A 13,467-nucleotide genomic window follows, 5' to 3' on the forward strand; every position below is an offset into this window, starting at 1 on the left:
TTCATAAAACTACTCTCAGAAGATTAACCCTGATATGCTTGATAAGAGCACTGCATACGGGCGTTTACACATCACTTCAAACATAATCTCTTCCTTGCCCTTTAAAGCATGAGCAAACCCTTTTGCTTTATGACCAAATTGGTCTTTCTTAGCAATTTACTTCTAACCTTTGTTAATTTAGGTCATGAACTTCTCTGGTCAATTCTGTACTGAACAGATAAAATATTGAAAAAAACAAGACATCATTGTGTTTTTGATATGCCTGAATGTGTCTTCTATCAACACTCTAAAACACAATGTTTTATAACACGGCTTCATTAAAAAACTTAATCATCAAGAAACATGCTGTCAAAACGATGCAAATATTCCCTAAAGCAATAAAAGAGAAAAGCGATATATCTTCAAAAAATGAGATTCCCTCTTCTCCTTCTAAAGAATAGAGCCCCTATCAGTAGCAATCTGTAAACGACCCAATTTTTTATGAATTTGCATCACATTGATTTATAATGATAATTTATTATTTTTTATGTTTCAATCAACCAAAACCTTTCACTTGTACAACAAGCAGAGAGAGCCGTGTGAATAAAAACGAGTAAAGAAAACCCTTTTATGAATCGTTTTAAACTCCAAGGGTTGTCGTAACATTGAGATCTGACAAAATGTACGATAGTGCTAGGCACTTTTATTAAGCATAAAAATGAGGACACACTTCATATGAGGATTTTAGATTATATTCTCTATAAACGTCGCTGTAAAATATGTGTTGTAATACACACTAAAAGACATTTCTTTAAAACAAGCATGGAAATATACAATACAAGTCCATTTTATTTGAAGCGTTTTATCCTGCGTAAGGAGCATGCCATGATATACGCAACATCTTGACTTTACGCGTTTTTAAAGGAAGAAAAATATAAGACAAAAAACAGTAAAACTTAATCTCTGCAAATCATAAAGCATTCTATAGCTTTATGTTTTCATAAAACGCCTTATACCGTACATGGGATTTTTTACACGATTAATGCCTTTTTACATAAAACGCATTGGCAAAAAGCAGCCTCTCTTGATAATAAAAAGGCTTACACGTAATCATACCCATATTTTCAATTAAAACGCATTGAATTCACGGAAAATATTTATCAACCAATGCATAAAGAATTGCTGCTGTTTCAACATCTAGAATCCCATCATAATTTTCTTGACGAAAATGAAGTTGAAATGCTCGGATCAAATCTTTGTATCCTGTTTGGGTACACGCAGCAGAAATGTCATATCCATAACATTTTAGCTTCGCCAAAACATCTTCTTTGGGTGGAAAATTCTTAGAGAATTGCTCTTGATAATGACTTTTTAGTTCATCATCATACCATGCTCCTATACCTGCCTTATAAAGTTCTTTCCATGGAAAAGCTGCTCCTGGATCACTTTTTCTTCCAATGGCAATATCACTATGTCCCACCACATCCGTTGGCATAATATCGGGATACCGTTGAAGAATATTCAATGCAAGTTCCTTAACGGCATCAATTTGTATTGGATTATAAGGAGGAAATATCCCCCCCTCATCATGATAAGCCATAAAATCAACTGTCTCTTCTGGAGACTCAGAATGACCCGTGGCTAAATTAACGATTTCAATCCCGATAGATGCATCATTGAGATGACTATGCCCAGCCCATGAACTCACACCCGCATGCCATGCACGCTCATTTTCATCGACCAGATTAAAAATACGCATGTCCTTAAAGCCTGCCTCACGATATGTCTGCTCTGAAGGATCAGGAACAAGATAGTGTGCACTAACCTTTTCTCCTGTAAGCGCCATAATCGAGGCTTTAAAATCAAGAGACGTATAATGCATGACGAGAAAACGAACGCGACGATTAAAACTCTTGACAGAACGATAACTGTTGTAATCAATCTGATACATAAAAGCCCTTTCTTTGTTGCTTAAAAAGACCACTGCGCATCACAACAGATAGGACACGAACTGTTAAAAAAATTCGCAATGAACTTCCCGTCTAGATACTAAGAATTACGCCTAAAATTTGTTCATCAAAAACATTGACACTCTTATCAACAATTAAGACACATTTTTATTTCTCTCCCACACACGCGTAAAATGTTTTTAACCGCATTCACAAACACACCGCATTAAATCTTTTCCCCAAACAAATTCCTACAAATTACCAATCGAAAAGAAAACAAAAGCGTAAAATGATCACTCCTTAAATCTTCACGTCTTACAGAAAAAATAGTTCTTCCTGTTATCACATTGAAAAATATCGTCCCTCAGAAGCGAATACCCAACGATCATGCAATCACACAAAAACTTAAAGGAAAAATTTTATGAGCTCTTTACAGCAATTTATTATCAGATAACTGAACGGAACATGTTCACAATAAAACTCTTCACGGACATATATTTCAATAAAATTTGCAAAACTTGCCTGTAAATGACACGACTTCTTGTCTTTTCACACCATTGCTTTTTGATTTACAAAGAATCTGAATTATTTACAACGCTTGAGGCACATGACGTCTCTGGATTCCTTGTCATAGGCTCCCTGGAAGATAATATATTGATTTATAATCATAATTAATCATTATAAATATTGAATGTAGCGAACCTAATATCGTAAAGTTTTTCTTAATTTTGAATCAATCAAAGTCATTTAATGACACATCAAAAGAAAAAATACCCTATAGATAAAAACCACTGAAGAAAAGGATCAAAATACTTCTTATAATAGAACGTTCAATAATTTAAGAAATATTGTTACGTCCCCATAGAGGTTCATTTTCTTTTCTCCGTTTTCAAAACTCTTTTTAAAACCAACCAAGCTGCATATTCTTGTAAGACGGCACCTAAAAGTGGTCGCGTATAGGGAAAAGTTACACGATCATCACCATAACCTTTCATCCGTATAGTCATGGTGGCATGTCCAAGGCTTTCTTCTTGATTTTCTAATGTCTCGATAGAAGGTTCTAGGCTCACTTCAACCTCAAGCAGTGGAATATCTTGTTTACCTTTTTCTATGGGCTGAAAATATTCTAAAATCCGCAGATCATTGGCAGACCAACGAACCTCTGCATGCATTGCTAATTGTTTACAAGCAGTAGTAACTTCAGCACCAATCAAATAGGGGTGAAAATGACTTTCAAATTCTTCCACGAACTGTTGTTCCAAGGGCGCTTCTGATTGAGCAACCAGTTGCACCAAAACATAAGGGCTTTTCCATAAAAAATGCCGTTCAAAGGGTTCATTTTCAAGATGATCATCAACCCACTGTGCAATGCTACTTTCATCAATTCCAATCAAAGTCCATGCATACCCCGCACGCGATACAGAAGAATATTTCTTCTCATTGTGTTCTAAATAATTCTCTAAAAGCGCAAGAGCCTGTGATGGTGGACCAGGCAAAACAACAAGCGTACTTCCATCGCAAGAGAGATAAAAGCCTGGTGCTGTGCCTGTAGGATTATCAAGCACGGTTGCTGTCTCAGGAAACAATGCTTGACGTGCATTACTCTTATCCGCCGTAATCCCTAATCGTTGTAATTGACCTTTTATTGTTTGCCAAACATCTTCATGATGTACCAAAGGCTGCTTTACAGCTTGAGCAACTCCATCGCGTGTTTTATCATCTGATGTTGGTCCCAATCCCCCACTGATAATGATAAGATCTTCTTGTCCAAGACAAGCAACAACAGTCTCACTGATTTGCTGTAATTGATCAGCACAAACAAAATGACGTGTGACTTGAATATTTCTCTTGTTCAAGCTTTGGCTTAAATCTTGTAAATTCGTATTCAAATATTGTCCTGAAAGGAGTTCATCACCAACAGTGATAATCGCCGCATGACAAACAAAGACAGACTTCACAAGAGAATTGCGAACAGCTTCAGCCATTTGACGGGTAGAGGCGACACCTCCAAGATCATAGGTAACGGTTTTTCCAGCACGAATAACCTGATCAACACTCTCAGATAATTGTTTTGCTGCATCTTTAAAGCCTAAATGCTCTAAGAGTAAAGCCGTGGTATAAAGCATCGCAGAAGGATTTGCTTTATTTTGTCCAGCAATACGTGGTGCGCTTCCATGAACAGGTTCAAAACAAGCAATCTCGCTCCCCACATTCGCATGAGATGCAAGCCCCAATCCCCCCATTATCCCAGAGCCAAGATCAGAGAGAATATTGCCAAACATGTTTTCAGCAACAATCACACCAAACCGCTCTGGCTTAGTTGCAATCCACAAAGCAACCGCATCAACATTATGAATATCTGCTTCAATTTCCGGATAGTTTTGCGCAATTTTCTCAAAAATTTCCTGAGCAAATTGGCCACTCTCTCGCATAACATTGGGCTTATCAGCAAAAGTAACGCGCCTAAAGCTATATTTCCTTGCATACGAAAAAGCATATTCAAATAACCGCTCTAAACCAAAGCGTGTCTGCAAACGAACCGTCCACGCAGCTTCCTCAAGCCCATATTTTGTCAAATTTGGATGTTTTAGCCAAACGGCTGTTTCAGGAGAAATACCCCGAAAATCCAATCCAGCATAAAGGCCTTCACTATTTTCTCTGATAACACAAAAATGAAAAGGACGTTGGGGACCAAAGATGTATCTTACAGGACGTATATTCGCAAACAAACCTAATTTTTGGCGAAGTTGAAGTGCGGGAGAAACATAGGCAAGGTTTTGCTCTTTTAAATGCGGAGCAAGTTCTTTTAAAGCCGCTTCTTTTCCTTTACTGGTCACAGCACCAAGTAAAATAGCATCACTCTGAGTAATTTTTTGCCAAGTCGCTTGAGGGATAGGATCTCCTTCCTGTTTCCAACATTCAAAACCAATATCACCATAAGTCAATTCAATCGGCAATTGGAATTGCTCCAAGACCATCAGCGCAGCATCACAAACCTCTGGTCCTATTCCATCACCAGGTAATACAAGAACTTTCTTTTTCATAGTCCCTCCAGCCACTCATCAATGACTGCATCCGTCATAGTAGGATTATCCTCCCACAAACGCGTACCAGCACTAGAGATAAGCTTATATTCATGGTTCAGATTATGACTTTTTGTCTGATTATCTACCGTTGCAAGTTGCGACTTTTCTCCCACTAAAGCTAAAAACTTCCCCTTATACTTAACTATCTCATCTCTAGCATCCATCATCAATAAGAGTTTAAACCCTCTTGTCATGCGTTCAATTGCCACGCTTTTTTGTTTATCGGGAATCTCCAATAAAACTCTTTTTTTCATAATGCCAGAAGGATGCATAAAACCATTGAGTATTTCCAAAGCCCCCGATAAATCATTATTTTCTAAGGAGGCAAGAATATCTCCAAGGCGCCGTTGCAAAACCTTATCTGGATAGCCAGGTGCATTCACAGCAAGCACAGCTTGAACATTGGGAAGCTGGGCTGCCAATATTTGTACCAATGTTCCAGCCATAGAAAATCCCACAAGCACTGCGGGCTCTTTAAAAGAGCTTTTAAGTTTTTCTGCCATAAAAGATAAAATGTCTACAGCAGAATAATTGAGAACATGAGAACCCTTAGGAAAAAGAGAAAGCGTATCCAGCAGAGTGACAGGGAATCCTTTTGATAAGCATAGCTTTATCAATGGAGAACAAAAAGCACCACCATCCCAAATTGGCATTACAGGAGAAAGAATAATAATAGGAAGACCCATTGATCAATTCCTCCCCTTATTTTAAACATGCATTAGAGCCAGAAATTTTCCCACCCAATATAATGAAAATATGTTGAAACTCTAGGCTCATATTCTCCCCCTATAATAATCGATTTGTTAAACTCAAACTAAGCTTGTAACAAATTTTAAACCCACTCAATCCAGAAACTTAATAAAAAAAATTCATTTAATGTACATGTGCCCCATTTGTGTAAAACATCAAAAGCATTTCCGCATAATGCTTTCTTTTTATCATTTCACTCAGCTTATTTCTGAAGTCATAAAATGACGCGCTTTTTGAATATAAATGATAAAACCAATCATACAACACACAGCTAACAAAGTTGCCATAGCCCGTGGGCTATGACCAGAGATTTTTCCGATAACCGCTGCACTGAGTGCCGCACTTCCTAATTGCAAAGAGCCCATAACACCAGAAGCCGCTCCCGCAGCTTTCGGGTGCGATGAAATAGCCAACGCTGTTCCTAACGGCAATAAAAAACCATTTCCAAAAGTAAGAACAGCAATAGCCATAAAACTTGTCACAAGGGGCCATGGGCTTAGATACATTTGCAAAGCAAACAGCACACCACCTATCACAAAAATAATGTACCCTCTGCCCACAGTTTTTTCCATAGACTCGCGTTCAAAAAACCATCGAGCCAAAAGATTTCCCAGAATATAGGGAAACGAAACACCAATATAGCTATAACTAATGTGTATCGGCGATAACCCCAAAGTCGTGAGTAAAAAAGGCGACTCCACAATATAAGCAAAATAGGCAGCGTAAGAAAAACACGGAATAAGTGCATAAAAAATAAATTGTTTATTTCTGAGAACGCCTAAATATGCCTTCATAAACCCTACCGGAGAAAAATGCTGCCGTTTTTGAGGGGGTAGAGTTTCGCTTAGCACAAAACAACATAGCAAAATGGTCAAAAATATAAAAAAGCTTAAAAAGATAAAAGTTGCCTGCCAATGAAAAGCCTGTATCAAAAGTCCACCAATGAAAGGTGCAAGTGCTGGTGACATTCCAATAAAAGGGAAAACAATCAAATAAAGCTTTCCAGCCGCTTTTTTATCCAACAAATCATTGATAATTGCACGACTTAAGACAAGTCCCGCACAAGCACCAAGACCTTGCAAAAAACGTAACACAAGAAAAGCGTGAATATGAACCGTATAAATCACACCAAGTGTCGTAAATAACCACAAGAATAAGCCCAATAGAAGTGTTTTTTTACGCCCAAAATTATCACTCAGCGGCCCATAAATGAGCTGTCCAAGTGCCAATGCTAACAAAAAAACCGCCACTGCACTTTGAATTTGAGATTGTGTCACTTGATAATATTGACGCATATCGCCCAGTGCCGGTAAAAAAATATCGGTAGAAATCAATCCTCCCGTCGATAAACATACGATAAGTATAATAAATAGCAAGTTATATTTATGAGTCATAAAGAAAATCACACTTTTTAGGTAGGTATTAAATAGTATTTAATTAAATATAATTATATTTTATGCTTATATATTCAAATAATAATTATTAAAAGTGTTATTATTTTACTTTATAAAAATATTATTTTTCTTATAGACAGAATTTTATTTTACAAACTTCACGAGCCAAAAATTTATCCCCTAAATAAGCTCTCCTGTACAAATACTTTGCCGTAATCTTCCACTGCTTTTTTCATTAATATTATAAGCAAAAGCATAATCTCTCTCCACGGCAACAGTCCCACTTTCTATACAATATCCATCAAAGTTGATCGATAAAACGCAAAGCAGAAAAACAATCTCTAACGTCTCTACCCCAAAATCACTACGGTATAAACACGGCGCATAACACAACAATAGCTTGAAGCCCCTATCAACACAAATAATTGTGGAAAAAATCTTGATCTATCCCCTATACCATAAAATATAATGCTTTCTCTGCAAACCAACTCACAACCAAATATATCTTACTCATTTCATAAAACTCTTCATCTAAGATAAATATCAAAAAATTATCGTGTAACATATTAACAAATATGATGTCATAACAATTCAATAAGCTTTTTATTTAACTTAATCCATGATCTTTTATAACACTATGAATTGAACATTACTGATATTGATTTTTATCTTCAAATGCGCCTTATAATCTCATTTTATAAATATTCTTCCCATAAGAACAGTAACACTTTTATAAAAACAAGCAGATATACCCCTTACTTTATAAGCTAGAAACCAATAAATGATAGTATCCAATTTTTTAAATTATCCTCTCTCATGAGAAATTCGATGATAATATGATAATAGTATACGGATAGCCCGCCTTTTTTCAGACATAAGTGAGGTCTTTTTGGATTGTATAGCCACATTTTACTTCTCATAACAAACATTTGTTCAAAGTATTTTCGTATTCCTTTTTAGCTGCTCTTTATCCCTTTTGGAACATAATTAGCAAAAAAGCATTGTATCTCCAGCATATTCAAGGAGATAAAACATGGAAACCCGCATTCCTGAAGACACACCATTCGATACGAATTTTCTAGGAGAAACATCTCTAGAAACAAAATACCCATTCTTTCACACACCTATTTCATGGTCCGCAATCTTTGCTGGACTGGTGACAGCTTTTGCCACCTCAATCTGCCTCTCTTTTCTCATTGCGGCTTTAGGCTTAAGCCAAATGGATTTCACCTCGTCCTCCCCATTTGAAGGCTCTTTCCTCTCCTTTGGAGTAGGTTCTGTTATCGTTACACTGATTGGCCTAGCCTTGGGAGGCTTTGTAGCCGGACGTTTTGCTGAAACTGCTGGTGCTCTTCATGGTTTCTTAACCTGGGCTCTCATAACACTTCTTATGACACTCCAAGCCATCCACGTAGTGTCAAGTACAGCAAAGATAGGGGCTAAAGCTGCTCTAGAAAACAGTTCCACGATCCAACAAACTGTGGACAATCTTAACCTCCCCCCCCTACTTTCAAAATTAAACAGCGAAAACTTTGAAAAGTTTTTTGCAAAGAACAACGACAGTGTCATCAATTTTGACCAACTTGGCAGTGAATTGCATACCCTTCTCAATAAAAGCGACATTCCTGCTCTCAATATTGATCGCTTGAAACAAACCTATCAGGCTGCACTCAATGATATTGGTGCTGCGATAACATCTTTTAAAAATGACCCTTCTCACTATCGCACCACTTTAAAAAATCTTGGCGAACGCCTTTCTGATCGTGTAGAAGATCTCACGACAAAATTTGATCGAAGTGATATCATCAATGCCCTCATAAAAGATGGCATGACCCGTGCGGATGCACAAACAGCAGCCAACCGTGCCGTTCAACTCTATCAAAGGGCAGAGGAAAAAACCGAAAAAGTCATAAAAGCGCTTGAAGAACGGGCTGAAGCACTCTCAGATAATCTAGAAGATGCCATCAAGGGTGCAAAAAACACCGCAACTAAAGTCACAAAAACAGCCTCTAATATGGGATGGTGGGGTTTTTTAGGCAGCCTAATAGGCGCTATAAGTTCCAGTGTTTGTGGCTATTATGGCTACAGAAGCCGCAAAGACTTTTTCAAGTTTTAATTTTTTACCTCTAAAGCAAACCGAGAAAAAGCTGTACAATCCGTACAGCTTTTTTTACACTTGCCTGAAAAGCTTTTTGTATAAATGGCAACTTATACACGACCTTATATATTCAGACAAAGTCTTTCGAAGTTCAAACTTGAAAGCAGAATACACAAATGATGAGAGGATATTGTGCTCATCTCCCTTTAAAAATCAACAATCCTGGAAGAAAACAACCTATCTTTCTAATAAAAACATAGAGAGCTCTTCATTATATGCAGTATATCTCTTCAAAGGAAACAGCAAAAAAATCACGCATTTCTCTGTTGTTAAGAAAAAAAGCGAATCCCCTCTTCAATAATATTGCTAAAAAACTCCTGATAAAAAATAAATCCACGCTAGATGCGAGAATGTGATCATTTTTTATGTGAATTATCATGTATTTTGTCAACTAATAAAGGGGAAATATATGAATATTTCACTTAATAAAGTAAAAGATGTTATTGGATTAACTGCTGAAAAATTGAGTCAAATCAAGGGGAGGTGAAAATATACCCAGCACAATTTGAAATTTAACTGCTTATCTTTCTAAAGAGCTTCCCCCCAATTTTGGGAAGTAAAATCACTTAATCCAAATTTGGATCAACCTCTTTTGATTTTGTATTTTTAAGTCGTAACTTTTAAAACGTTTTTTGCTCGCTTACTTGGGTTATGTCATTAAAAGGCTTTCAATTTCATAAGACATAACATTGTGATTTTCATTACCTGTTATTTCCTACTCCGGTAAAAAATACCCCAGTTATAAAATCATTATTTTTTTTAATCATTTTATGTGCCCTAATTAATTAAACTTATAAGCTTATGACAGTTTCAAATGATTACCCTCTAATAGGTAATAAGATATTTCTATATTATTTTTAGATTTTACGCTTCTCAATTTTGGGAACCATTAATTTATCATGCGATTAACAAACCAATCATTAAAACAAGATATGTTCTTTAAACGTATGTTATCGATAATTCAAAATGACTGAATTTTAAAACTGTGTGATTTGCGCTGTGATAAAAACATATCATAAAGTTTATAAACTGTTATGAATGATAACTGCTTTTCATTTCATTTGAATGTTCACATGCATTATAATATTTGTATCATGACTTGCTTTTTATGGTCTATTCATACATGGCAATCTTATATAAAAAATGATCAAATGAATCACGTATAAAAGTGTAGATTCTTATAAAATAATTGAACATAACCTATTGACTTTATTGTATTGTGTTTTTTGATATTATACCGAATTCGACCATTCTCATAATAAGCCTACCCATTTCATGTATCGTTCAATAAAAAAATCTCTAATAAGAGTTTCCCTCTTATCTCAAACCAATCCATATAAGTGACTTTTTCCCTGAAATTTAAAATGAATAAAAACTAAATGCAAAAAACAGGTACTTCTCAAGCATATCTTTTTCCAATAAATTATGGCGCTTCTTTACAAAGTCGAAAAAAAAATCATATTACAGAGAACATGACACTTCATATAGCTCTTTTCCAACCTGATATTGCTGGTAATACTGGAACGATTTTACGTCTTAGCGCTTGCTTTGGTTTACATGTGCACATTATTGAACCTGCAGGCTTTAATCTGTCGGATCGTAATCTCAAACGCGCAGGATTGGATTATCTCGAATATGCTTCCTTAGAACGACACATTGATTGGCAACATTTTATAAGCTCCATGAAACACTTTAACCGCCGCCTGTTGCTTTTAAGTACAAAAGCAAAAACATGCTATACGCAGATATGCTATCAGGAAAATGATGTTTTACTTTTTGGTCGGGAATCAGCTGGAGTTCCCGATTATGTTCATGAAACGGCCGATTATACATTGAAAATTCCCATGCAACCACAGGCACGCTCTCTAAATCTCGCCATGAGCGTAGCCATAACAACAGGAGAAGCATTACGCCAAATTGGTTATCATGAAAGAAACTGTAATCTATAAAAACACAACAATTCCATTAAAATATTTAATATAATGCTAAAAACGCATGAACTATAGTTTTTTAATAAATAAAAAGGTATTTTGTATAGAATATTACAAATAATTAAAAGCGCATACTTTTTAATTATACTTTTAAAATGGATTACAGAACACCTCTAAAAGCCCATAAGTTATCTCGAAGAAAAATATATGACACATAAATAATATTTAGAGCTTATAACACCTGTCATTTCCCAATCATCAAATTCTGATAAAATAAACTAAAATGATACTGCTCAAAAAATAATAAAAACGCTTTAATACCGTCACTTCTCTCACAAAGCACAAAATGCCATTGTGTTGCTCCTTTATACACTCGATTTAAATAAACAGTTCTTAAAATAAACAGTTCTTAATGCCCGTCACATCCACCTACCCTACCAACTGTGAATGATATAGTCTCCCCCTCGTGCATAATATAAAATCCCTTGAGCATCTCCCCTCTTTATACTCATATAAAGTGCAAACCGCTATCACTATTCTCTTTATTCGTTTTCACTTTTAAGAATCCTTATCTTTGAGATGGTTTATAAAAGGCATTTTTCTTTCCTGTAATCGTTTTTACTCATACAAATTCCCCCGTTCGTGACACATAAGACAATAATTTTGATTGATGTAATATGCACAAGCTTGAAATAAGATAACCTCACAATATTCAGAGCTCTTATTTCACATGAATAATGATGAATTATTCTTAAATTAATATGTTGACTTAAAAAGTAAAAACAATAGTGGGGCTATAAACAGCAATATTATAAATCAATTTTTTCTAATAATGCATGACGATCCATTAAAAATCCGCTTTCAACCCATATCATTTCTAGCTCTTTAAGCTTTTTTCCTAAAAGTACACCTTTCGTAAAACCTTTCCTTATTAAATCGTTACCATTAATAGGAAAAGTTGGAATCTGCCATTTTTGAGCAAGTTGATAAAGCTTGACATAACCATCTGCTTTTTGCAAAGCATCACTTTTTTCCAAATGATCAAGATGTGATGCAGCGACAGACAACGATAATTGATCTAAAACTGGCTGTCGTCCATGAAAATAAATCAGTTTTTGCACAAAATGATCAGAACAGTTTTGGTTTATTATTTCTAACTCTGCCCATTCCTTTAATCGCGTTGTTTCCTTATGGGAAAAACGCAAGCGCTGGGCCATTTCATGAAGACGTATGGGGTCAGGAGGAAGAAGGCTTTCTAGCCGTAACAATGAATCAACTTTCCAACCAAGAGCCTGTTCTGTCTTCACCAATGCGTGAATTGCATCAATGCCCCATCGTTCTGTTTCAGGAAAAATGAATGCCAAAATTCTGCTTTGTCGCATCCATAAAAGAGCACGCGTTGGATCAGAAGCGGCAAGAAGCTTTTTCATTTCTGCCCAAATACGCTCAGAAGAAAGTTTTTTTAAACCGTGTTTTAAACGAACACATGCCTTCAATCCTTGCACATCAGGTCGCCCCGCTCCATACCACGCAAAAAAGCGAAAAAACCGTAAAATACGCAAATAATCTTCGCCAATACGATCTTCTGCAACCCCAATAAAACGAACTGTTCGGCTAGCAATATCACTCAAACCTCCCACATCATCATAAAGGTTGCCAGCAGCATCACAATAAAGCGCATTTATCGTAAAATCTCGCCGTTCAGCATCTTTTTTCCAATCACGACCAAATGCCACTTTTGCATGACGACCATCTGTTTCAATATCGCAGCGAAGCGTTGTAACCTCATAAGAACATGAATGAGCAATTACTGTTATTGTACCAAAAGCAATCCCTGTAGGAATAGCTTTAAATCCTGCTTCTTCTACACGTGCAATAACCTGTTGCGGCAAACAGGTTGTTGCAATATCAATATCACTAATAGGCTGCCCTAGCAGTTGATTGCGCACTGCTCCCCCTACAATACGCGCCTCTTCCCCCTCCTCAGACAAAACGCGAAGAAGTGTCTGAATATCACTTTGTTGTAACCACGCAACCTGTTTGAAGTTCTGTCTTATATGCACCCTTTAACCTTTCAAAAAGTTGTCTTCATTGCTTTAAAGAACTCTCTTCATAAAACAAAATTTTTAAGACATCCCTTATAAAACACGCCTATTTCTTCCAAAGAAACTGTTCTCTTCTATACACGAATATAAAAAAACGGCATATGATACTTCATTT

Annotated in this window: 7 protein-coding genes; 2 read left to right on the forward strand and 5 right to left on the reverse strand. The window is 36.2% G+C overall.

Going from position 1 to position 13,467, the window contains the following annotated elements:
• Nucleotides 1–1,123 precede the first annotated feature (1,123 nt).
• From ACFIKI_RS01600 to ACFIKI_RS01615, 4 genes are all read right to left on the reverse strand, one after another.
• A complete protein-coding gene (locus ACFIKI_RS01600) occupies nucleotides 1,124–1,930 on the reverse strand; it encodes an N-acetylmuramoyl-L-alanine amidase (RefSeq protein WP_375665370.1) in 807 nt (268 codons plus the stop codon).
• Nucleotides 1,931–2,797: 867 nt separating this feature from the next.
• Nucleotides 2,798–4,972 (reverse strand): isocitrate/isopropylmalate family dehydrogenase, encoded by a 2,175-nt coding sequence (locus ACFIKI_RS01605; protein ID WP_375665371.1) that lies wholly within the window; start codon nucleotides 4,970–4,972, stop codon nucleotides 2,798–2,800.
• A complete protein-coding gene (locus ACFIKI_RS01610) occupies nucleotides 4,969–5,700 on the reverse strand; it encodes an alpha/beta fold hydrolase (RefSeq protein ID WP_375665372.1) in 732 nt (243 codons plus the stop codon). Before ACFIKI_RS01610 ends, ACFIKI_RS01605 begins: the two co-directional genes overlap by 4 nt.
• Before the next feature lie 261 nt (nucleotides 5,701–5,961).
• A complete protein-coding gene (locus tag ACFIKI_RS01615; RefSeq protein ID WP_375665373.1) occupies nucleotides 5,962–7,158 on the reverse strand; it encodes a multidrug effflux MFS transporter in 1,197 nt (398 codons plus the stop codon).
• Between the two features lie 1,033 nt (nucleotides 7,159–8,191).
• On the opposite strand from ACFIKI_RS01615, the gene ACFIKI_RS01620 reads away from it, so the two are divergent.
• Nucleotides 8,192–9,274, forward strand: coding sequence for a DUF3792 domain-containing protein (locus ACFIKI_RS01620; protein ID WP_375665374.1), 1,083 nt, complete (start codon nucleotides 8,192–8,194; stop codon nucleotides 9,272–9,274).
• A 1,514-nt stretch (nucleotides 9,275–10,788) separates the two neighbouring features.
• Nucleotides 10,789–11,265 carry a tRNA (cytidine(34)-2'-O)-methyltransferase gene (locus ACFIKI_RS01625; protein ID WP_375665531.1) on the forward strand — a complete coding sequence of 159 codons (477 nt, stop codon included), beginning with the start codon at nucleotides 10,789–10,791 and terminating at the stop codon, nucleotides 11,263–11,265.
• Between the two features lie 791 nt (nucleotides 11,266–12,056).
• Here the strand turns inward: ACFIKI_RS01625 and ACFIKI_RS01630 are convergent.
• Entirely contained in the window at nucleotides 12,057–13,310 is a 1,254-nt protein-coding gene (locus ACFIKI_RS01630; protein ID WP_375665375.1) for a CCA tRNA nucleotidyltransferase, read from the reverse strand.
• Nucleotides 13,311–13,467 lie beyond the last annotated feature (157 nt).

This window comes from Bartonella sp. TT121SHDZB (assembly GCF_042193415.1).
Taxonomy (GTDB): Bacteria; Pseudomonadota; Alphaproteobacteria; order Rhizobiales; family Rhizobiaceae; genus Bartonella.